General features: G+C 54.9%; 25 protein-coding genes. 15 read left to right on the top strand and 10 right to left on the bottom strand.

What is annotated here, in order from left to right; translation table 11 throughout:
* Positions 1–57: 57 nt before the first annotated feature.
* The 10 genes from prfB (at position 58) to NP596_RS07175 (ending at position 8,972) form a co-directional block, all read left to right on the top strand.
* Positions 58–1,155, top strand: a complete 1,098-nt coding sequence (gene prfB, locus NP596_RS07220) for a peptide chain release factor 2 (protein ID WP_256614624.1) — start codon at positions 58–60, stop codon at positions 1,153–1,155.
* A 19-nt stretch (positions 1,156–1,174) separates the two neighbouring features.
* The gene (locus tag NP596_RS07215) at positions 1,175–1,411 is read left to right on the top strand and encodes a DUF4160 domain-containing protein (protein ID WP_256614623.1); all 237 of its coding nucleotides are present in this window, start codon (positions 1,175–1,177) and stop codon (positions 1,409–1,411) included.
* The gene (locus tag NP596_RS07210; RefSeq protein ID WP_256614622.1) at positions 1,392–1,658 is read left to right on the top strand and encodes a DUF2442 domain-containing protein; all 267 of its coding nucleotides are present in this window, start codon (positions 1,392–1,394) and stop codon (positions 1,656–1,658) included. Before NP596_RS07215 ends, NP596_RS07210 begins: the two co-directional genes overlap by 20 nt.
* 32 nt (positions 1,659–1,690) lie before the next feature.
* Positions 1,691–2,503 (top strand): NYN domain-containing protein, encoded by an 813-nt coding sequence (locus NP596_RS07205; protein ID WP_256614621.1) that lies wholly within the window; start codon positions 1,691–1,693, stop codon positions 2,501–2,503.
* 51 nt (positions 2,504–2,554) lie between these two features.
* Entirely contained in the window at positions 2,555–4,051 is a 1,497-nt protein-coding gene (lysS, locus tag NP596_RS07200) for a lysine--tRNA ligase (RefSeq protein WP_256614620.1), read from the top strand.
* 39 nt (positions 4,052–4,090) lie between these two features.
* Entirely contained in the window at positions 4,091–4,273 is a 183-nt protein-coding gene (locus NP596_RS07195; RefSeq protein ID WP_256614641.1) for a DUF2818 family protein, read from the top strand.
* 30 nt (positions 4,274–4,303) lie between these two features.
* Positions 4,304–4,789 carry a flavin reductase family protein gene (locus tag NP596_RS07190; protein WP_256614619.1) on the top strand — a complete coding sequence of 162 codons (486 nt, stop codon included), beginning with the start codon at positions 4,304–4,306 and terminating at the stop codon, positions 4,787–4,789.
* A gap of 68 nt (positions 4,790–4,857) precedes the next feature.
* Complete coding sequence (gene ftsH, locus NP596_RS07185) at positions 4,858–6,801, top strand: ATP-dependent zinc metalloprotease FtsH (protein ID WP_256614618.1); 1,944 nt, start codon at positions 4,858–4,860, stop codon at positions 6,799–6,801.
* 82 nt (positions 6,802–6,883) lie between these two features.
* Complete coding sequence (locus NP596_RS07180) at positions 6,884–7,981, top strand: glutaredoxin family protein (RefSeq protein WP_256614617.1); 1,098 nt, start codon at positions 6,884–6,886, stop codon at positions 7,979–7,981.
* A gap of 31 nt (positions 7,982–8,012) precedes the next feature.
* Positions 8,013–8,972, top strand: a complete 960-nt coding sequence (locus tag NP596_RS07175; RefSeq protein ID WP_256614616.1) for a GNAT family N-acetyltransferase — start codon at positions 8,013–8,015, stop codon at positions 8,970–8,972.
* Positions 8,973–8,996: 24 nt separating this feature from the next.
* Here the strand turns inward: NP596_RS07175 and NP596_RS07170 are convergent, their stop codons facing one another.
* Both NP596_RS07170 and NP596_RS07165 read right to left on the bottom strand, forming a co-directional pair.
* Complete coding sequence (locus tag NP596_RS07170; RefSeq protein ID WP_256614615.1) at positions 8,997–10,304, bottom strand: sensor histidine kinase; 1,308 nt, start codon at positions 10,302–10,304, stop codon at positions 8,997–8,999.
* A complete protein-coding gene (locus tag NP596_RS07165; protein ID WP_256614614.1) occupies positions 10,301–11,020 on the bottom strand; it encodes a response regulator in 720 nt (239 codons plus the stop codon). The genes NP596_RS07170 and NP596_RS07165 overlap by 4 nt, the downstream gene beginning before the upstream one ends.
* A gap of 146 nt (positions 11,021–11,166) precedes the next feature.
* On the opposite strand from NP596_RS07165, the gene NP596_RS07160 reads away from it, so the two are divergent.
* From NP596_RS07160 to NP596_RS07140, 5 genes are all read left to right on the top strand, one after another.
* Positions 11,167–11,661 (top strand): hypothetical protein, encoded by a 495-nt coding sequence (locus tag NP596_RS07160; RefSeq protein ID WP_256614613.1) that lies wholly within the window; start codon positions 11,167–11,169, stop codon positions 11,659–11,661.
* A gap of 40 nt (positions 11,662–11,701) precedes the next feature.
* Complete coding sequence (locus NP596_RS07155; RefSeq protein ID WP_256614612.1) at positions 11,702–12,064, top strand: hypothetical protein; 363 nt, start codon at positions 11,702–11,704, stop codon at positions 12,062–12,064.
* A 101-nt stretch (positions 12,065–12,165) separates the two neighbouring features.
* On the top strand, positions 12,166–12,756 hold the full coding sequence (locus NP596_RS07150; protein ID WP_256614611.1) for a DUF2202 domain-containing protein: 591 nt from the start codon (positions 12,166–12,168) through the stop codon (positions 12,754–12,756).
* Between the two features lie 95 nt (positions 12,757–12,851).
* Positions 12,852–13,592: a DUF4405 domain-containing protein gene (locus NP596_RS07145; protein ID WP_256614610.1), complete on the top strand. Its 741-nt coding sequence runs from the start codon at positions 12,852–12,854 to the stop codon at positions 13,590–13,592.
* 35 nt (positions 13,593–13,627) lie between these two features.
* Entirely contained in the window at positions 13,628–13,819 is a 192-nt protein-coding gene (locus tag NP596_RS07140; protein ID WP_256614609.1) for a hypothetical protein, read from the top strand.
* Between the two features lie 254 nt (positions 13,820–14,073).
* On the opposite strand, the gene NP596_RS07135 is transcribed toward NP596_RS07140, so the two are convergent.
* The 8 genes from NP596_RS07135 to NP596_RS07100 form a co-directional block, all read right to left on the bottom strand.
* On the bottom strand, positions 14,074–14,262 hold the full coding sequence (locus tag NP596_RS07135; RefSeq protein ID WP_256614608.1) for a hypothetical protein: 189 nt from the start codon (positions 14,260–14,262) through the stop codon (positions 14,074–14,076).
* A gap of 484 nt (positions 14,263–14,746) precedes the next feature.
* Complete coding sequence (locus tag NP596_RS07130) at positions 14,747–14,956, bottom strand: hypothetical protein (RefSeq protein WP_256614607.1); 210 nt, start codon at positions 14,954–14,956, stop codon at positions 14,747–14,749.
* A gap of 188 nt (positions 14,957–15,144) precedes the next feature.
* Positions 15,145–16,212 carry a GGDEF domain-containing protein gene (locus NP596_RS07125; protein WP_256614606.1) on the bottom strand — a complete coding sequence of 356 codons (1,068 nt, stop codon included), beginning with the start codon at positions 16,210–16,212 and terminating at the stop codon, positions 15,145–15,147.
* A 126-nt stretch (positions 16,213–16,338) separates the two neighbouring features.
* Positions 16,339–16,779, bottom strand: coding sequence for a hypothetical protein (locus NP596_RS07120; protein ID WP_256614605.1), 441 nt, complete (start codon positions 16,777–16,779; stop codon positions 16,339–16,341).
* A 14-nt stretch (positions 16,780–16,793) separates the two neighbouring features.
* Entirely contained in the window at positions 16,794–18,224 is a 1,431-nt protein-coding gene (locus NP596_RS07115) for a TolC family protein (RefSeq protein ID WP_256614604.1), read from the bottom strand.
* Positions 18,202–19,557: an HlyD family secretion protein gene (locus NP596_RS07110; protein ID WP_256614603.1), complete on the bottom strand. Its 1,356-nt coding sequence runs from the start codon at positions 19,555–19,557 to the stop codon at positions 18,202–18,204. Before NP596_RS07110 ends, NP596_RS07115 begins: the two co-directional genes overlap by 23 nt.
* Positions 19,557–21,224, bottom strand: a complete 1,668-nt coding sequence (locus tag NP596_RS07105) for a peptidase domain-containing ABC transporter (RefSeq protein WP_256614602.1) — start codon at positions 21,222–21,224, stop codon at positions 19,557–19,559. Before NP596_RS07105 ends, NP596_RS07110 begins: the two co-directional genes overlap by 1 nt.
* 103 nt (positions 21,225–21,327) lie before the next feature.
* The coding region (locus NP596_RS07100; protein WP_256614601.1) for a phosphoenolpyruvate carboxylase at positions 21,328–22,242 on the bottom strand (915 nt) is incomplete at its 5' end.

Raw genomic sequence — 22,242 nt, 5'->3', positions numbered from 1 at the left:
TACAAGCTTTTTCTAGTCGCCGGGTAAGTCCGGTGTTTGCTTGGGTTTTGAGAGTGCATGCAAGAAATTAATCCCATTAAATACAAAATAGCCGATTTACGCGAACGTAGCGCCGGGCTGAAAATCTACCTGGATTTCGACAGCAAAAGCGAACGCTTGGTAGAAGTGCTGCGCGAATTGGAAGACCCGACGATTTGGAACAAACCGGAACAGGCACAGGCGATGGGTAAAGAGCGCGCCATGCTGGAAGACATCGTCCTGACCATCAAGGATTTGGAACAGGGACTGAACGACGCCGAAGAATTGCTGCTGATGGCGGTGGAAGAAAATGACGAAGACACCGTCGATACCGTGGCCGCCGACCTGGAACAGTACGAAAAGCAGGTCGCCCATCTGGAATTTCAGCGTATGTTTAGCGGCGAAATGGATGCCAATAATGCGTTTTTGGATATTCAATCCGGTTCCGGCGGCACCGAAGCCCAGGATTGGGCTTCGATGATAGAACGCATGTATTTGCGTTGGGGCGAGGCCAAGGGCTTTAAAACCGAACTGATCGAAGAATCGCCCGGCGACGTGGCGGGCATCAAAAGCGCCACCATCAAATTCGAAGGGCCGTACGCCTTCGGCTGGTTGCGTACCGAAACCGGCGTGCATCGTTTGGTGCGCAAGTCGCCGTTCGATTCCGGCAACCGCCGGCATACCTCGTTTGCTTCCGTTTTCGTCTCGCCGGAAATCGACGACGATATAGAAATCGAGATCAACCCGGCCGATCTGCGCATCGACGTCTACCGTGCCAGCGGCGCCGGTGGTCAGCACGTCAACAGGACCGAGTCGGCGGTGCGGATAACCCACGCGCCCAGCGGCATCGTAACTCAATGCCAAAGCGACCGCTCACAGCATAAGAATAAAGATACGGCGATGAAGCAGTTGAAAGCCAAGCTGTATGAAATGGAAATGCTGAAACGTAGCGAAAGCCAGCAGGCGGTGGAAGATTCCAAGTCAGACATAGGTTGGGGCAGCCAGATTCGCTCGTATGTACTGGATCAATCCCGCATCAAGGACCTGCGCACCAATGTCGAAACCGGCAATACTCAGGCGGTGTTGGATGGTGCGCTGGATCAGTTTATCGAAGCCAGTTTGAAGAGCGGCTTGTAATTTTGCTAGCTGTTGATTTATGCCCACTGTATTGAGGATTGGCGGTTACCGCTTTTTCTTTTACAGCAATGAAAATGGCGAGCCCGCGCATATTCATATCCAATATGAAAAAGCCTTGGCAAAATTTTGGCTCAAACCGGTTGCTTACGCTAGCAGCAGTGGTTTTTCCGCGCACGAATTAACTAAGTTGAATAAACTGGTTGAAGAAAATCAACCCATTTTATTGGAGGCCTGGAATGAATTCTTTAGCCGTTGAGATGCCTAGAGCATCGTCGGTTACTTGTACCGAACAGGAGCTGACGGTGTTTTTAGCGGATGGGCGACATATTTCGGTTCCCATCGTCTGGTTTCCGCGCTTGGCAAAAGCGGATGCGCAACAGCGAGCGGACTATGAAATTTTAGGTGATGGCGAGGGTATACATTGGCCGCAGATTGATGAGGATATTTCAGTATTTGGGTTGATTGCGGGTAAGCCGTCGGTTGAATTTAACAGCCATGCGTAGCGTGCCGATCAACCGAACTTAAGGGAGAAGGAATGCAATTATCCGACAATAAACGCTTTGCCTTACTAATTGACGCGGACAACGCTCAAGCTAGGTCTATTGATGCCGTTTTAACGGAAACCGCTCGTTATGGTGATACCACATCGCGTAGATGCTATGGAGACTGGACAAGCACTCAGCTTGCTTCATGGAAAGGAGTTCTAAACAAGCATGCTATTCAACCAATACAGCAATTTAGTTATACCACCGGTAAAAATGCCACCGATTCAGCGTTAATTATCGATGCAATGGATTTGCTTTATACAGGCAAATTTCATGGTTTTTTTCTGGTTTCGAGCGACAGTGATTTTACAAGATTGGCTACTCGCATTAGAGAATCTGGGCTTGAAGTCATAGGGATTGGGAAAAGGAATACCCCGGAGCCATTTCGCGCTGCTTGCAATAAGTTCATTTTTACTGAAACCATTATGGAGGATGATGTTGCGGTCTTGGAAATCAACTCTGTTTTAGGTAAGTCATCCATTCCGAAAGTCAGCGATAGCACGGCTGATGAACGTAAGCTGTCCGAACAATTCCAAAGTCCGAAAGTAACTGACCCATCTAAGGATGAAAGTCTAAAAAAGCTCATCAAGGATGCTATTGAGTCCGCATCAGAAGATGATGGATGGGCGAATTTAGGTGGTGTGGGCAGTTATATTCCCAGAGTTGATAGTTCTTTTGATCCAAGAAACTACGGATTCAGCAAATTGGGGAAACTGATAACTTCTCTGGATTACGTGCGAGTTGAGCAGGGAAAAATGGAAACTGGGCATCAGAATATCTATGTTCAATTTCAATCACCATGATCGTGCCAACTTATGCATGGCTTCTTAATTTAATAAACGCAATATAAGTACATGTCAGAACTCGAACAAGACGAACAAGAACAGATCAGACAACGCCGGGAAAAATTGAACGGCCTGCGCGAGGAAGGCATCGCTTTCCCGACCGATTTCCGCCGCAACGTGGTGGCGGGGGAGCTATTAGCCGAATACGGCGAAAAGTCCGAAGAAGAATTAACGGCCGAGCCGATCCGGGTCAAAATCGCCGGCCGCATGATGACCCGCCGTATCATGGGCAAGGCCAGTTTTTGCCATTTGCAGGACATGTCCGGGCAGATCCAGGTTTACGTCGCGCGGGATAATTTGCCGGAAGGCGTCTACAACGACCAGTTCAAAAAGTGGGATATTGGCGACATCGTCGGCGCGGAAGGCGTGTTGTTCAAAACCAAAACGGGCGAACTGAGCGTCAAAGTCGACAGCATCCGCTTGCTGACCAAAGCGCTACGGCCGCTGCCGGAAAAATTCCACGGCATTGCCGATCAGGAGATCAAATACCGCCAGCGTTATTTGGATTTGATCATGAGCGACGAGGCGCGCAAAACCTTTTTGATGCGCTCCAAAATCGTCAATTACATTCGGGATTTTTTAACCCAGCGCGATTTCCTGGAAGTGGAAACCCCGATGATGCAGGTGATTCCCGGCGGCGCCACCGCGCGGCCGTTTACCACGTTTCACAACGCGCTCGACATGGACTTGTATCTGCGCATCGCGCCGGAATTGTATCTGAAACGGCTGGTGGTGGGCGGTTTCGAGCGGGTGTTCGAGATTAACCGCAACTTCCGCAACGAAGGTTTGTCGACCCGGCATAACCCGGAATTTACCATGCTGGAGTTCTATCAGGCTTATGCCGAATACGGCGACCTGATGGATTTAACCGAAGCCATGCTGCGCGGCATTGCCGAAGATATCGTCGGTAAAGCCATCATCGAATACCAAGGCGAGCAATACGATTTCGGCAAGCCGTTCGCGCGCATGACAGTGCTGGAGTCGATTCTGCATTTCAATCCCGATCTGACTCTGGCCGATCTGAACAGCCGTGAAGCGGCCGTTAAAGTGGCGGAAAATCTAAAAATTCCGCTGAAGGACAGTTACGGCTTGGGCAAAATCCAGATCGAAATTTTCGAAAAAACCGTCGAGCACCGGCTGATGAACCCGACCTTCATCACCGCCTATCCGGTGGAGGTGTCGCCTTTGGCTCGGCGTAACGACGACGATCCGCACGTCACCGACCGCTTCGAGTTTTTCGTCGGCGGCCGCGAGATTGCCAACGGCTTTACCGAGCTGAACGATGCCGAGGATCAGGCCGAGCGTTTCAGAAAACAAGTCGAGGAAAAAGAAGCCGGCGATAACGAAGCCATGCATTTCGACGCCGATTACATCACCGCGCTGGAACACGGCATGCCGCCGACGGCCGGCGAGGGCATAGGGATCGACCGTTTGGTGATGCTGTTTACCAACGCGCCGAGCATCCGCGATGTGTTGCTGTTCCCGCATATGCGGCCGAAAAATTAATGGCCCACAACAGCGTTTACGGGGTATTGTTGGCCCTGGCTGGAATGGCTGTTATGTTACGGTTTGGTAGGTCTGCTGGTCATGGCGCTGGAAAACAAATTGACCGGCGAAGTGCATGGCCAGCAATGGGAATTTTATGTCGCTACCCTGTGTCTGTTTGTGGTATTTGCCTTGCCGGGCTTTATTTATCACTACGATTTGAAAAAGCTGTTAAACCCTTAATCGGTAATGGTTATAATCCAAGAGAAATTTATGAGCGTTGATGCAAGTCAATTTAAAAATGCCCTGAAACTATGGGCAAGCGGTGTCACCGTGGTGACGGCGCAATCCGAACAGCAAGGCCTGAAAGGCATGACCGCGACCTCGTTCAGCAGCGTGTCCGTCGAGCCGCCGCAAATTTTGGTCTGCCTGAATCAAAATACCGATACCGGCGCGGTGGTGCTGGAGCAAAAACAGTTTGCCGTCAACATACTGGGCACGGAACAGCAAACTGTCTCCAATCAATTCGCCGGCGGCGGTACCCAGGAAGAACGCTTTGCCAGCGTGGCATGGGAGGCGGGCGATAACGGCGCGCCGTTATTGACCGAGTCGCTGGCCAGTCTGGAATGCAAAGTGGTCGAGCAAGTCTTGGCCGGCACGCATTGGATCGTAATCGGCGAGGTACAAAAAGTAATCTGTCGCGGCGGCGATCCCTTGTTATATTACAGTGGGGCGTATCGGCAACTGTCGCGGGATTAGCCAATAAGGCCGGGCCGCCGGAACCGCATAAATTAAGCGTTTAATGATTGCATCGGGAGTAACGTGTCATGCTAGACAAGCAAAAACTGATCGAAATCTACAAAACCTTATGGGATTGGTTGTGCCTGGCTTGGCGCTGGCTGGAAAAGGCGCTGGCATCGCTGATCAAGCCTCGGCAACAGCCCGACGGCAAATCCAAGGCAGCGGATGAACCGCCGAACAAACCTTCCCGGCTTATCCTGTATGCGGTGCTGGGCATTCTGCTGCTATCCTTGCTGGCCGGCGGCGAAAAACCGCTGGGTCGGGAGATTCCCTACAGCCAGTTCCTGACCCTGGTTAGCGATAACAAAGTCGAAAAGGCCGTGGTGACGCAGCGCTTTATCAACGGCACCCTGAAAGCCGAAGATAAAAAAATCGGTAGCCAGTTTTTCACCATCCCCTTGTGGGATGAGTCGTTGACCAAAAACCTGCAGGATCACAAAGTCGAATACCTGGTCAGAAGCGGCGACAACTGGCTTAGCAATATCCTGTTCAACTGGATTATCCCCATCGCCATTTTTGCCGGCATCTGGATGTGGCTGCTGCCGCGCATGACCGGCGGCGCGGGGCGCGGATTTTTGAATCTGGGCAATAAAATCAAGATTCAACAGGAAGCCGTCAAAATTACCTTCGACGACGTGGCTGGCGCGGAAAGCGCCAAGCAGGAACTCAAGGAAACCATCGAGTTTTTAAAATCCCCTGAAAAACTGCAAAAGCTGGGCGGGCGGATGCCGAAAGGCGTACTGCTGGTGGGTTCGCCGGGTACCGGTAAAACCCTGCTGGCGCGGGCGGTTTCCGGCGAAGCCGGCGTGCCGTTTTTCAATATCAGCGCCTCCGAGTTCATCGAATTGTTCGTCGGCATCGGCGCGGCGCGGGTGCGGGATCTGTTCGAGCAGGCTCGGCAAAAAGCCCCCTGCATCATCTTCATCGACGAATTGGACGCCATCGGCCGTTCGCGCGGCGGCCCGGCCATCATGGGCGGCAACGACGAACGCGAGCAAACCCTCAATCAATTGCTGACCGAAATGGACGGTTTCGACCCGACCGCCGGCGTGGTGGTGATGGCCGCCACCAATCGGCCGGAAATTCTGGACAAAGCTTTGCTGCGGGCCGGCCGTTTCGACCGGCAAATCGTGGTTGACAAACCCGATTTGGTCGACCGTATTGCCATCCTCAAATTGCATAGCAAGGCCATGCAACTGGATAAGGATGTCGATTTGGAAACCGTGGCCAAACGCACGCCGGGTTTTGTCGGCGCCGATTTGTCGAATATCGCCAATGAGGCGGCCATTCTGGCGGCGCGCGGCGGACGCGATAGCGTCGGCATGGCCGATTTCGAAGCGGCTATCGACCGGGTCATGGCGGGGCCCGAAAAGAAAAACCGCGTGCTGGGCCCTGAGGAAAAACGCCGGGTGGCCTACCACGAAGCCGGCCACGCGCTGGTCGCCGAAACCGTACCGACCGGCCAGCCGGTACATAAAATTTCCATCATCCCGCGCGGCGTCTCCGCCCTGGGTTTTACCTTACAATTGCCGGTCGAGGAAAAATACCTGTCCACCGAAGCAGAGCTGAAGGATCAGTTGGCGATACTGTTGGGCGGCCGGGTGGCGGAGCAATTGGCTCTGGACAGCGTGTCGACCGGTGCGCAAAACGATCTGGAAAAAGCCAGCGAAATCGCCCGTAACATGGTCTGCTATCTGGGTATGAGCGAAAAACTCGGGCCGCTGATTTACGGCCATCGCCAGCAGTTGCAATTCTTGAGCGGCGATGTGTCCGAGCAACGCAATTACAGCGAGGAAACCGCGCGTGTCGTAGATGCCGAAATCAAGCAACTGGTGGAGAATGCCCAAACGCGCGCGATGGAGATTCTGAGCGCCAAGCGGGTCTTGCTGGATCGGTTGGCGGAGTTGTTGCAGGAAAAAGAAGTCATTCAGCGCGAAGACATGCTGGCGCTGATCGCACAAAAGACCTAAACCGGAATAGCTGCGCGCGATGTCCGTATTATTGGCCGGCATTAGGATAACGGGCGGGTTAGATTTTCAGGGCAAGCGGTCGATGGGTTTTTGGCCGCGGCTTTTGCTGCTGTTGTTTATCTTCATCCCGGCAAGCAAGGCAACCGAAACGGGCGTTTTACAAGTCTATGTCCGAGACGGTTGCCCGCATTGCGCCGAAGCCAAAAAATACCTGCCGCGCATTGCCGCGCAACGCCCTCATCTTAAAATCGTCTACCGCTCCTTGGACCAAGACTCCGGCGCCCGTGGCGAACTGATCTCGTTGTCTCAACGGCATGGCATCTGGCCTCCGGGTGTGCCGACTTTCGCGATGCACGATAAAGTGCTGGTGGGTTTTAACGATGCCGAAACCAGCGGTCCGGTGCTGTTGGCCTTCATCGATGACGCGGTAAGCGCTAGTCAAGCGGTACGGGCCGGCTGGTTCGGCGACATCAGTGTCGAGCGTTTGGGTTTGCCGCTCTTTACGCTGGCCCTGGGGTTGCTGGACGGCTTTAACCCTTGCGCGATGTGGGTTTTGCTGTTTTTATTGTCTTTGTTAATCCGATTACAAAATCGGCAACGGATGGCCGTGGTGGCCGGCGCCTTCGTGTTGGTCAGCGGCGCGGTGTATTACGCCTTTATGGCCGCCTGGCTGAATGTGTTTTTGCTGATGGGTATGTCCAACCCGGTGCGTTGGACCCTGGCGGGCTTGGCTGTTGTGATCGGCGCCGTGAACGTGAAAGACTATTTCGCCTTCAAGCAAGGCGTTTCCTTTTCCATACCGGAGGCGGCCAAACCCGGTTTGTATGCCCGCATGCGACAATTGCTGCAGACCGAAGCCTTGGCGGCTTCGCTGATCTCGGTGACGGTTTTGGCCGTGCTGGTCAACTTTATCGAACTGCTCTGCACGGCTGGTTTGCCGGCGATTTATACCGCCGTGCTAAGCCAACAAGGTTTGAGCATGCCGCAGTATTACGCTTATCTGTTGTTGTATATCGTCGGCTACATCGCCGATGACTCGCTGATGGTGGCGATTGCGGTAGCCACCCTCGGCAGCCGCAAACTCACCGAACAATCCGGCCGCTGGTTAAAGCTGCTCAGCGGCACCGTGATGCTGGGTTTGGCGGCGGCCATGCTGCTGCGGCCGGATTGGCTGATGTAACGTCCGCTTCTTTTGCCATCGTTTTCGACCTATGCAAATCACAAACTTTTATCTCGAACCCGCCAATTATGAAGTCGATTTTGACGCGCTGCATTATGTGCGGCATGAAGTGTTCGTGCTCGAACACCGGATACCGCCCGAAGTCGAGTTCGACGAACTCGACCGGCAATGCCACCACGTTATTGCCCGTGACGAGCAGTCTCGTCCCATAGCCACGGGCCGCTTGTCGCCCGACGGAAAAATCGGCCGCATGGCGGTGTTGCGTGATTGGCGCAACCAGCGGGTTGGTCAATCCATGTTGCGTTTTCTGCTCGAAAAAGCTCGCCAGCTGGGCCTGGAAACGGTTTCGGCCGATGCGCAACTTGCCGCGCTGGATTTTTACCGCAAAGCCGGATTTGTCGAGGAAGGCGCGGTATTCGTGGCGGCCGGCATTCCTCATCAAACCCTGCGCTTGCTGTTGCAGCCGCTGGATAAGTCCGTGCGGCGGACAGCCAAACCCGCGGCGGCGTCAGTGCAAGCCATGCGTCTGGAAACGCTGGAGTCCGCATCCGCCGCCACACTGCAATTGATTGCCGATGCGCGGCGGCAACTGACTATTTACAGCCGGGATTTGGAGTATGCGCTTTACGGGCACAACGAAATCGTGGAAGCGCTGAAGCAGTTTGCGCTACGCAATCGCGGCGGCGGTGTGCGGATCATCATTCAAGAACCCGCCAACCTTAGAGGTCAGACTCACCCCGTCCTGGAACTGGCGCAAAGATTGACTTCGCATTTTCAGATATGCGCGCCGGTGGAAGCCGAGGACTTGCAATATCTGTCCGCATTCCTGCTGAACGATAGCGGCGGCTATTTATTTCGCCTGCTCGGCAATCGCTACGAAGGCCATTGGAGCCCGAATTTGCCGGCGAAAAACCGTCGATTACAGGAAGAATTCGAGCGCGTTTGGCAGCGGTCCCGCCCATGTACCGAGTTTAGGGTGTTGGGTTTATAGACTTAAACACTTCGATGCCCAGTCTTATGGCGATGTTATTTGCAACCAGACGCTGGTGCCGCCGCGCCAACGTGACTTGATCGCTATTTTCCAGCCCTGCGTTTGGGTTAATTGCCGGGTTATCGCCAAGCCCAGGCCGCTACCGCCGGTGATGCGGTTGCGGGACGATTCCAGCCGATAGAAAGGCCGAAACACTTGCTCCGCCAGATGGGCCGGAATGCCGGGGCCGCGATCGCGGACGCCGACAAATATCGCGCCGTTGATGCAGCGTCGCACGACTTGTATGTTGCCTTCGCCGCCGTAACGCAAGGCATTTTCCAGTAAGTTACCAACACAGCGGCGAAAACTTACCGGGGCAATCTCGGCTGCACAAATGCTGCCTGTAGCACGCAGATACACGCGGCCGGGGGCTTGCGCTTCCGCCGCCTCGACTGCTTCCTGCAACAATTCGTCCAGGTCGACTGGCGAGGTCGGTTCGCCTTCCTGGGCGCGGGCCAGTTCCAGCTGCGCGCCGATCAAATTGTCCATTTCGGCAATGTCCCGCTCCATGCGGGATAAAAGGGCAGACGGGCTTTGTTCCGCGAGCATGCCGACGGCCATCTTCATGCGTGCCAGCGGGCTGCGCAGGTCGTGGGAAACGCCGGCCAGCAGGGTGGTTTGGTTCTCGCGTTGCGCCTGCAATTGGCGGGTCGTGTCGTTAAAGACTCGCGCCAGTTCGACGAATTCGGCGCAGCCTGTTTCAGGTAAGGGCGATACATGCCCGGCATTGGCAATCCGCCGCGCCGCTACCGCCAGTTGCGCCACCGGCGCGGTGACCCGGCGCGCTAACAGCCAGGCCAGGATCAGTGTCGCCAATATACCGAATAGCAATACCCAGGCTAAAGCTAGGCTTGGGCGGGGGGTGATGCGGTCTTTGGAAAATTCGAATTGCATCGGCCGGCCCGACCAGGAAAATACCACGCGAAACCGTTCGTGATCGTCTTCCGACACGCTGGGCGATTGACCGGGCAGGCGGGCAATCAGCGCCGAACGCAAAAAGCGAATATAGGGATACCAGCCGGTTTCATCCGCTAGCCCGGCTTGCGGTTGCACCAGCGATAGTCCGTATTCAGTGCGTATTTCCGTTTCAAATGCCGGGCGTTTGTCCGGCGGCAGGTCGTTCCAGACACGCGCCGACAGAATCAGTAAATCAGCCAAGTCGTCGGCGGAACGATGAGCCAGCGGCAGCACCAGATTCGCGAACATGGCGGCCGCGGCGGCGATTTGGAAAATCAGCAGGCCGATAGCCAGCGTCATTGCCGTGCAGCGAAACAGAGAGATCAGCCGTCTCATGCATTTTCCTCGCCCTTCGGTGTGAACAAATAGCCTTCGCCCCAGACTGTGCGCAGATAAATCGGGCTGTCCGGTTTGGGTTCTATCTTGCGCCGCAGACGGGTCACCCGTACATCGATACTGCGGTCAAAGGGCGACCTTTCGTAGCCTTTCAGCAGGCTGATCAAATGGTCGCGCGACAGCACCTGGTTGGCATGTTCAAGAAATACCCGCAACAAGTTAAACTCCCCGAAGGTCAGCGGCACTTCGGCGCCGTCGCGGCTCATGACGTGGCTGTTGAGATGCAGGCGAAACGGGCCGAAAACCAATATATGTTCGTCCGCGGCCGGCTCTGGTTCGCCGCTACGGCGCATTACCGCGCGAATTCGGGCCAGCAGTTCGCGCGGACCGAAGGGTTTGGCCAGATAATCGTCCGCGCCCATTTCCAGCCCCACCACCCGGTCTACTTCGTCGCCGCGCGCGGATACGATAATCACCGGCGGCCCATGCTGTTCGCGCAGCCAGCGCAATAAGGTCAGGCCGTCTTCTCCCGGTAGCATCAGATCCAACACCACCAAGTCCACGCTGTGCTCGTTTAAAACGGCGCGCATGGCTTGGCCATCGCCGGCGGTATGGAGCAAATAACCGCTCATGCCCAGGTAATCGGTTACCAATTCTCGCAGAGCGCTATCGTCGTCCACAATGAGTATGCGTTGTTTGTCTTCAGGTTTGTTCATTGACTGATTGCTTTTGGAATTGTTGATGGCGGCGGGGCAAACCGAACCCGCTGTAACAATTTGAAACAAATTGTTACAGCTTGGAAAACAGATGGAAACATTCTATTGCTAGTATATTATTCAAATCTAATATACGAGGCTAAATTATGAAAAGCAACATCTTACCGGGATTGTTCGGCCGACCGCAAAAATCCGCGCTGGCGGGTTTACGCTTTGCGTTAGTCTTGGCTGCTATCAATGGAACCGCTTGGGCGGATGCGGCCGACGGGCGGGAGGTTATTGAATTGACCGCGGCCCAGCGGGCGCACGTTCTGGGCGAAATGCGGGCGATGTTGTCCGGTACCCAGGCCATGCTTATCGCATTGGCCGCGGAAGACATGGCGGAAGTTGCGCGCCAAGCGAGCGCCTTGGGTATGAATATGGGGCATAAGGCTGAAAACCATCTTCACGATGTATTGCCGCCGGCGTTTATGCAATTGGGTATGGCGGTTCATCAGGATTTCGACCGCATCGCCGCCGATGCGGCATTTAGAAAGGATGTGAAACATAGCCTACAGCAACTCGGTACCACACTGAACACCTGCGCGGTATGCCATGAGGCCTATCAGATTCAGCTTATTCAAGCACAGCAAAAACAATGAATGACGGCAGTCATTTGTTAATTATATGAGGAAAATCGTCATGAAAAAGTCATTAGTGAGTTTCGTTTTTATCCTGTTATCGGCCGTAGCGCTGAATATTCAGGCCAAAGGCATGGGCGGTGGCGGGGGCATGCAGGGTCAAGGCATGGGCGGAGGCCAGGGCATGGGCATGCGGCAAGGCGGCGGTGGCGATATGGATCGCGACCGCACCCGTCTTCGCCAACACCAGCAAACGCCGGGTCAATATCAGGACGGCAGCCAACAGCAGTTTCGGGAAATGAATCAGGAGCAGAATCGGATGCGGCAAATGAATCCCGGCCAATATCAGGACGGTAGCCAACAGCAGTTCCGGGAAATGAACCAAGAACAGAACCGGATTCAGCAAATGCTGCCGGGGCAATAAGCCGAGTTAGCCGGACGCGGCGGCCCGAATTACGGCGGCCGCGCAACTTGGATGAACCAACACTTTTTCGTTTAACGAGGTAAATAAGTATGAAAATGGCTATGAAACTAATCGGGCTGATATTGGCCTTGTCCTGCGCATTTCCCGTGCTGGCAGGTGGAAAACCCGCCACGGCAAACCGGTCGTCGGCCGCCGTATTAACAGAAACGGAAGAAGCTACCTTGCTATGGATGAGGGAAGAGGAAAAGCTTGCCCGAGACGTTTACCTGACCCTGTATAAAGTCTGGAACAAGCCGATATTTTCTAACATTGCTGAATCGGAACAGGCGCATATGGATGCGCTACTGAAGAAAATCGAGTTGTTCGGTTTGATCGATCCCGCTTTGCCGGATGTGGGTGATTTCGCCAATCCCGAATTACAGGCGTTGTATGATGAACTGGTCGCACGCGGGAAATTGTCTTACGTCGACGCCCTGACTGTGGGGGCAACCATCGAGGATATGGATATCCGGGATATCGGTAACGCTATTGCCGAAACCACTAATTTACCGCTGAAAACCACCTATGAAAGTTTGCTGGAAGGATCAAAAAGCCATTTACGCGCTTTTGTTGATTTGCTGGATCAAGTGGGTGTTGAATACAGCCCCCAATATATAGATCAAGCAGTGTTCGATGCCATTCTGGATATTTAGCTGCGGCAAGGCCTGAGTCGCCGCTAGGCGTTGGTTAACGGTTTACAGCGGTTCCGTGCGATAGTTTTCGGGGGTATTTCAAAGCGAGAGGCATCATGAGTACTAATCGGACCGTTGTAAACATCATGATCGATTTGATCGCCACAGTGCTGTTTTTGGGCATGTTGGCTACCGGATACTTGCTGCGTTTTCCGTTGCCGCCGGGCTCCAACAAAAGCCACGTGTTGTGGGGACTGAGCCGTCATGAATGGGGCAATATTCATTTTTGGATCAGTTTGGGGCTGATGTCGGTGCTGGTCGTGCATCTGGCGCTGCATTGGAACTGGGTGGTAACGGTTATCGGCAAACGTTGCGGCTTGGTGAAAAGCCCTCAGCCTTCGCTGGTTCGCAGTGCGGCTTGGGTGATAGGTGTTTTTGCGGCGATATGTTTCGGTTTCGCTTGGTTGGCGGAACGGGATGTTGTCGAGATTGGTCGGCCCTGGCGTAGTTTCCAAGTTAAAGGCAGGCAAACTATCGAACAGCAACAGCCGGCCATGGCTGAAGCCGCCGAAGCCCTGTCCGGCCGGTTGTTCTGGGACGATGTCTCACCGATTTTTCAGCGGCATTGCGTTGCCTGCCATGGCCCGGACCAACAATGGGCGGATTTCCGGGCCGATCAGCGGCAGGATTATTTCAAAACCGGCGCGCCTTTAATCGTACCCGGGCAAAGCGCCCAAAGCCCGTTGTTGGCCATTATTTCCGGTACCCGGAATGACATGCCGATGGCCGAGGGTCATAGGCTCGCGGAAGCCGATGTGGCTATTATCAAAGCCTGGATCGAGCAAGGGGCGCAATGATAGGGGCGTGCTCGTTGGGATTGCCGAGCCCAGCCTTGCCGAAGCTTTTGGCGTCCGTTTTTAGCCGGAATCCGGAGTTTTCCGAAGTGTTGCCGGCTTTTGTATCGGTTGCCGCCAGCAACAGGGCGGCTAATATGACGGCGCTGGAAGTCAATTTGAAATCATTGGAATACATAACGAATGTCCTCTATTTGTCTATCTTGATCGACGGCAAAACCGCGATGTAATACGCAAATAGTAAAAAAACAATGTGTCGATTGCATGACAATGCCTGCCGCCGGTTTCATTTTGCCGTCATATTTCCGATCGGGGCTTGGCAAGGTTAAGTCGGGTGAGGACATTCTATCGGCGCGGCGGCAGGCTGCCAGGCCGATTTTGCGCCGTTCCGGAATGTATCGGCGTATTCAAACCAAGCCGGTGGATGCCGCGTTGAGTTTTGGTTGGGTGAGCGGGTGAAGCTTACGTCCTACAGCGTGCGCCGCTAGTCGACCAGCCAGCGATTTCTCAATTTATCCGCATGTTCTATCAAATTATCCAAGGCCTTGGCGCAGTCTTCATGTTGCGGATGCCTGCGGTTATGGATGGGATGTTGAAAGTCGCCCATCAGGTCGTCGATAAGTTGTTCTATTTCCAATAATTCTCTAGGCGTTGAAGTAAGCGGTTCTTTCATGGGTGATAAGCGCATTTAAAAATTATACAACTAGCGTACAAAACGATTTCGAAAGGATTATGACATCTTGGCTTAATGGCCTGCAAATCGGGCCGGGAAGGAAGCCGCGCCTGGATGTCCAAAGTAATGTGCTCAAGATGCCTGTGAGCCCAGGCCCATGGCAGAAATGCCCCCGCACAAATTTTTACGTTCAAGGTAAGGTTCGAGCATAAGGTTTTCTGAGTAGCAAGATGCTTCGGCAAAACCGAAAACGCCGTCATGCTCGATGGGGTGCGGGCATCCAATGCCATGGATGCTATCTTCAAGCTATCCATGCAGTCCGGATTTCGGCAATCCCCACCGAAATAACGATTTGCGGAACTTGCCATTGAGTTAGCTGCGGCTAAGGTTTTTCCTTGACCTATGACGCTAACCTCCGGGGCAAGGCTCGAATGAAATTAAGCGCGATTGCCCTGGGGGTTATGCCGGATTTGCCGCCGGTTGCTTAAGTGTCCGCTTCCTCCGCCTGTTTTTGCAGGGACAGCTTGACCACTTGTTTGCCGAGCGCTTCGTCTTGCAGCATCAGGTCAACCAGCGTATCGACGGTGCAACGCAGTTTCAGGCCGTTAAAGCGGGTAAAAGTTTTGAGTTTTTCATAGGTATCCAGATCCAGGGCTACTTTTTTTCGGTTTTTTTTGATTTTTTCAGGTGTCATATTTTGCCTACAAAACTTAAATTGATTGACGCACAAGGGGTATATCTTCAATGGTGCGGGAATTTAGCAGATTTGGAATTTTTTTGTCACCGTGTCGTGGCGAGCCGGGCCGTGTTGTATTCCACGGCCGGCGGCCGGATAGGACATACGGAAGCGTTTTTTGCCGGTAGTCGGCGAGGCTCCGAGGCTTAAAATAAGTCGATAGTGCCGGTGGCGGCGGCTTTTAAGATGCCTTGTTTAATCAGGCTGTCGTAGTCGAAAATACGGTTGCGGCCCGCATCCTTGGCGGCATAAAGGGCGCTGTCGGCGCGGTGGATGACTTCTTGCGGCAATACGTTCGGGTCTGCGTTGCTGAATCCGCCGCTGATGGTGACGCGGCCCACCTGCGGGAAGTGGAAGGCTTCGATACTGGCCCGGGTCCGTTCGAAGGCTTCCTTGGCCGAGTCGAAGTCGTTGGCGGCGATAATGGCCACAAACTCCTCGCCGCCATAACGGTATAAGAGGTCGGATTGGCGTAATGCGCTCTGCAGCAGGCGGGTTACCATGATCAGAACTTCATCGCCTATCATGTGGCCGAAGCTGTCGTTGATTTTTTTGAAGTGGTCGACGTCCAGTACGCACAACCAATAAGATTCGGGGCAATTTACGCGGGCATTGCCGTTTTTGTCGCCGGTATGCAGTTTCGCCGAGAGCAGGTTCCACAGCCGGTCGAGATTGGCTTCCAATGAATAGCGGTTTAGCAAACCGGTCAACTGGTCGCGCTGACTGCTGTCGAGCAAGGCAAAATAATTGGTGAAAACTTCCAATACCCCTTGAACGATGGCGTCTTCCACCGGCGTGACTTCCCGGTCGCGTTGAAATACGAAATATCCCAGCACTTGATTTTCGCCGAAAATCGGATAGCAGATCAGCAAGTCCATTCCCAGCTTTCTGCAACAGGATTTGCGCAGTAACCGCACGCTGTCGAACAAGTTGCGCAGCTCGGGGGAGACCTGCCGTTCGTTGGTGACTTCTTCGACATTGTCGACAACGCGCTTGCTGCCGTGGTCTTCAACCACTTTCCGCGCGTGATACAGTGCCCGTATGATATGGTTGTTATCGTTGACCCGGTAAAACCCCGTTTCCAGTATCCCCAGCAAAGGGCCTAGCGTGCGTAATAAGCTTTGTTCCACCATGGAGGTGTCGCGGATGGCGGTCATTTCGCCCAGTTTTTTTAATATGCTGGGCAGTCCGGAGTCGGAGCGCTGGGTGGTCATTTAAAATCCTGGATTGACGGGGAGTATACGGCTGAATAACCGGAAATTTCCGAGAAGATCAGTTTATCATCAAAAGCTTACCATGACATAAACGGCTGTAGGGCAAGGCTTACATAATGAGGGGTGTTAAATCAGCAGCCAAACGATTCCGCCGGCCATAAGCGCAAATTGAAACGATAGGAATTTGATTTTTTGCCAGAGGCTGGAAGCCAGCCAGGTTTCGATTAGGCGGTCTTTCAGCCTTAAAGCAAACAAATGCAATTCGGCTTTCAGTTTTTGGATCAAATGCGGTAACCGTCTCAAAAAAAACGCAAACAGCACGATGCCCGACAGCCAGAAAAAATAAAACACCGTCATTTGAGCATAATATTTTTGCATGCCCGCGCCATGGATCAGGGCTTCTTCAAGCAGAAATGAGGCCACTTCATAGAAAACATGCAGAATAAAACCGAGCTTGTGCCACAGCAATTCCGGCATGATTGCCCAGCTGGCTATAAAGCCGGCCACGACGACATTTTTGGCCAGTTTTAGCGGATTGGCCGGCGCTTTCGGCAACAACGATTTCATGGCGAAAACCTCGCTTATTCGGTCGGAAAGGCCGTTATTTCAATAGGCGTTCCCACGGCGGCCTGAAAATCCGTGTGGGCCTTAAACAAATTCGCTTGGGCTTCCGCCGCCATCATGGCCGCATCGCCATTAGCGATTTCGCGTAAATTCACAAACAGTAAGGTGCTTTCGCCCAACTCGAAACGGCGTTGTTCGCCTTGTTCCAGTTTTTCCGCCGCCCGCCATTGTTGCCGGCTCAGTTGCACCCGTTGCCGAGCGGCGTTTATTGCGGATAGGCTGTCTTTTATTTCATTGTTGATGCGGTCTTCCAGCAGTTGCCGGTCCCACTTCAGGCGTTGCAAATTGGCGGAAGCGACCTGGAGGCGTCCGCCGGCAACCCGCTGTTGCAAGGGAATATCCACATTCAAGCCCAGATATAACTCGTCCCGGTTGATCTTTTGGCTGCTATAACCCAGATCCTTGGCGCCCATCACCGAAAAGTCCACGCCGGGCGCGCGTTGATTGTCCTGCAAGGCCAGTTCGGTTTCGGTTTGTTGTTTTTGCAGTTGCAGGCGTTTCAACTCCGGGCGTTGCTGTTGCGCCGACAGCATGGCTTGTTCCGGATCGATGTTCAGGCCGGGCTCCTGAGTAGGGAAGCCGGCGGGCAATAATTCGCGGACGGGAATTTGTGGGTTGCCGTCGTCGTCTCGCCAATATAAGGATAACTGGATGGCGCTTTGTTCCAGCAACCGTTGCGCGGCAACCCGGCGCTCGCGGCGTTCCAGAATAGCCCGTTGGTTGTCCAGGGCTTCGAAGTCGGCAATATCGCCGGCGGCGGCGCGCTGGCGGATGCCGGCGTCGCGTTGTTCGGCAATCCGGAGCAAGTGTTCCGCCACCTTTACGCGTTGCCCGGCCAAAACCCAATCCCAATAACGCAAGCCGGCCATGCGGCGAATGTCCAGCAAGGCTTGATCGTACTCGTGGCTGGCGATCAGTTTGCCCAGTTCCGCCTGTTGCAGTTTGGCGCGGCGGCTGTCGATTTCCCGATTGCGCCATAACGGAATGTTCACGCCCAGCCGAACTTCGCCATCCTCGGCGGTTTGGCTTTTACCTTCGTAGACCGGATAATCGCCCGCGCCCCGGCGCCAACCGCCGAAAAATGTCGTGCCCCACAGGGAGGTCGGTTGTTCGATGACGACATCGTTCATTCTGTTTTCGTAAATGCCGGCCACCGACCAGCGGTTTTGCGCTTTCAACACGGTGTCGAAACCGCCTTCCGCGGATTGATATTCGCCCTCGGCAATCTGTTTGCGTTGCTCGGTGGACAGCAAGCCGGGAAATGCCCGTAGCGCCGCTGTTTGCACTTCTTCCAGAGTCAGCGGCGAAGCGTCCCTCGCCGCCGCGCCGCCCACATACATCAACAACAGCAGAGGCGGCAATAGCTTAATCATGGCTTTTTTTGTCATCGCTTGCGGAAGTTTTGCCTTTGCTTTGCTTGGTCAATTCCGGTTCCGGTAAAACCAGCGGCGGAAAGCCGTTAAAGATACGCCAGAGTTCATAACCCAGCGTGACTTGTCCCAACAGCACCCAGCCGTTGACGCGCACGCCTTGCCGCAAAAAGCGCGCATCGGGCCAAGGCAGGTCGCCCGGGTCGGGTTTTACCAGGATACGGAAATGACCCTGGCCATCGTCGCTGGCATCGATCAAGGAAACGATGCCCGCAAACGAACCCACGGAAAATTCCGGCCAGCCGCCGAATTGAATGGCGGGATAGCCTTCGAATTGCAAACGGCTGCGACTGCCGGTGACAATCAAGGGCAAATCGTTGCCGTCCACCCATAATTCGACCGCGCGCTCTTCGGTATCGGGTATCAAAATGGCGATGGCTTGGCCGGCTTTGAGCAATTCGGCGCCGGGGTTTACCAACAAACGCATGATGGTGCCGTCCTGCGGCGCGATAACGGTTTGGGTTTGCTGGCGCGCCAGACGGGTTTCCAGTTTCAATAAATCCGCGCGCAGATAATTTTGGTCTTCGATGGCTTTATTCAAATCGGCGCGGACTTTTTCGATGGACGAGGTGGTGTCGGCCGCCAATTTCCGCCAATCGGCATTCAAGGCTTGAATCTCGCTGTCGGCTGCTTGCAGCGCGGCCTTGGCTCGATTGGTTTCGGCGTCGCGTTGGGCGTTTTCCAGTTGCGCCAGTTCCAGCGTGCGTTGCGATGAAAGTCCCTTTTCGCGCAATTGCTGTTGTCGGTTCAAATTCAAACCGGCGGTTTTTTTCGCGGCTTGGGCGGCATCCAGGCTTTGCGCGGCCGCGTTGCGCCGCTGTCCGGCCATGGCAATGCGCGATTCGGCGGCCGCCAGTGCTTGCGGACGCGCTTGTTCGGCCATGCGCAGCTGAGTACGAAAAGTCTCCACCCGCTCATCGATAGCCGCTTGCCGTCCAAGCAGGGCTTGGCGTTCCGCTTCCAGTCGTTGCAGCAGCAAGGGATCGTTGTCCAGCAATTCCAGCACGACGTCGCCCTGCTTGACTTTGCCGCCTTCCTTGACCAGCCAGCGGCTGACTCGGCCGTCCACCGGCGCGCTGAGGGTTTGCTGGCGTTCCGCCGGCGCGTAGGCGACCACCCGGCCCATGCCGCGCACGTTTTGCTGCCAAGGCGTGAGCGCCAGCAATACCAGCAAAATCAGTAACAGTGTCAGCAAATTACGCGCGATACGCCCGGCCATGGGTAAAGTTTGGGCTTGGCTTAGGGTTTCCGCCAATTCGGCGAGCAAAGCGTCGAGGGGTTGGTTGCGCATCAATAGGTCTCCTGCCGGGAGTCAATCTCGATCAGACGGCCTTGCTCAATCCGGAAATGCCGCGAGCAAGCCTTGATGACAGCCGGTTGCCGGCTAATGACGATTAGCGTCCAGGGCGCTTCGGCGGCCAGCAAGCTAGCCATGACCGTGGGTAAATGATCGAGATCGATACTATCCAGTACGCGGTCCAGCATCAGCAGGCGCGGTTGTTGGATCATGGCGCGCGCCAGACTCAGCCGCAGGCATTGTTCCGGGCTGAGCGGCGCGCCTTGCATACCCAGCCGGGTATGCAGGCCGTCCGGCAAGGCATTGACCTGTTCCAAAAGGCCGACTTGGGCGAGCGTTTCCCGCAGTAGGTTGGATTCCAGTTCGCGGCCCAGCCGCAAATTGTCGGCGATGCTGGCGGCGATGATTTCCGGCGCGCGGACCAAGGCGATGCTGTCGCGCAGATGCCTTAAATTCAGGTCGCGTAAATCCTGGTTGTCCAGGCTGATGTGGCCGGCGGACGGAGCGCGCAGCCCGTATAGCAGTTCCAGCAAGCTGCCGTGTTCGGCGCCGCCGCTGATCACCGCCTTTTCGCCCGGAGCGATGTTTAAGTCGGCGTTTGCCAGCAGATCCAACTGGGGGCTTTGCGGGAGGCTGACATTCCGCAGCGTTAATCGATAGGGGCGGTTCGTCGGTAACGCTGCCGTGCCCTGGTTGGCTTCCTGCGGCAGATCCAGCAAATGGCCGATTTTGTCCAGGCCGGCGAGCAGCTCGTAGAAATTATCCAGCGTTTTACCGAGCCGGGTTAAGCCGTATATCATGGCGTTGACCACCAGTTCCGCGGCAATCAATTGGCCGAGGCTTAACTGTCGGTCCAGCACCATCCAGCCGCCCAGACCCAGTAACAGGGTGTTGGCGATGGCATGCAGCGCCAAGGCGCCGATGTTTTGCCGGGCCAGGATGCGAAAATGTTGGCTGCAGGCTTCCAGGTAATCGACGGCGATCCGCCGAGTTTGTTGCTGAAAATAAGCTTGCGTTTGGGCAGAGCCGCCTAAAAAATTATGGCCAGCCAGCGTTTCCAGCCAGGCGGCCGCGCTATATTTGGCCTTGGATTGTTCGATGGCGGTGTCGACGCCGCGCTTGCCCAGCACGAACAGAATGACGGCCAGCATGGCGATTAAAAATAAGTCGAAAGCCAGTAGCAGCGGGTGATAAAACGCCAGCAGCAACATGCCGATCAGCGTTTGCAGCAGATAACCCAGGGTTTCCAGCAGCATGACCGCGGCGGTTTTTTGCAGCGTCACCACATCGAAAAAGCGGTTGCCGAGCTCGGGCAAATAGTGGTGGTCGCGCACGCTAAAATCGGCTTGTTGCAAACGTTGGGCGGCCGTGTCGAACAGGCGCACGAAAAGGCGGCGCTGTAACATTTCCACCACATAAAACTGCAGGGCCGCCAGGGTATTGCCGAAGGCCATCAGTACCAGTAGTACCAAGGTCAATATCAGCAGCGGTTGAAACAGGGCGCCGAAGGCGATGGTGTTAACCAACGCCTGCACCGCGATGGGCGTGGCCAGCGACATCAAACCGATGCCCACGCCGTAAATGACCAGTGTGGTAATGTCGTTGCGTTCTATCCGTACCAGTTGTAGCAAACGCTGTAAAGGTTTCGGGTGTTCGGTCACAACGCGTCTCCCTGAAATTTAAAGGTCTATACCTGTATTTTCTTGCGATCCGGTGTTCGCCGGGCGAGACCGGTTAAGCCTCGCCCGGCGTTAAAGGCGGCGTTTAACCGGTGTTGCGCATGCCGGCCGCAATGGCATTGATGGTGCGCAACAAGGGGTTCATCCAGCGGCTTTGGCCGTTGGCGTCCTCGTCTTCGTTGAGCGCGCGCAACAAGCCGGCCTGCATGTAATTCAACGGCCCCAGATAATCGTTACGACGGCGCAGAGAGGCCGCCAGTTCCGGATTTTCCGCCAGTAACTGGTCGCACTCGGCGATTTCCAGCACCCAATCCACGCAGCGGCGATGTTCGCCGGCAATCAGCCCGTGCACGCGTTTGCCCACCTCCGGATCGCTGCACAGGCGGCTGTACTCCTCGGCAATGGTCATGTCGGATTTACTGAGAGCCATTTGGGCGTTGCTGAGCAGGTTGCGGAAAAACGGCCAGTTTTTGTACAGCTCGCGTAATGCGTTCAAGCGTTCCGGGTTGCCGGCGCAGTAGCTTTCCAGGCTGGAACCGATACCGTACCAGGCCGGAAAGGTTTGCCGGGATTGGGCCCAGGCAAACACCCAGGCAATCGCCCGCACCGAATATTTGGAACGGTCCTGCTTCTTGCGGTGCGACGGCCGGGAGCCGATGTTCAACTGGCCGATTTCCTGTACCGGGGTGGCTTCGTAAAAATAATCCAGAAAGCCCGGCGTATGTTCGGTCAATTGCCGGTAACTGCGTTCGCCCAATTGCGCCAGCTCGCTCATCAGGGCCAGATTGTCGGCCCGGTCCGGCTCGACCGGCTGGATCAGGCTGACACTGGCTTTCATCAGGCCGGTAATCCCCATGGTCAACTCGTATATGGCGGTTTCCATGTTGTTGTAGCGGTAAAACAGCACTTCGCCTTGTTCGGTGAATTTGATCTGCCCGCGCACGGTGGCCGGCGGTTGGGCCAGAATCGCTTCGTGAGTGGGGCCGCCGCCGCGGCCGAT

Source organism: Methylomonas rivi, from assembly GCF_024505165.1.
Taxonomy (GTDB): Bacteria; Pseudomonadota; Gammaproteobacteria; order Methylococcales; family Methylomonadaceae; genus Methylomonas; species Methylomonas rivi.
The sequence above is the reverse complement of the archived record's forward strand: the minus strand, read 5'-3'. Positions and strand labels throughout refer to the sequence as shown.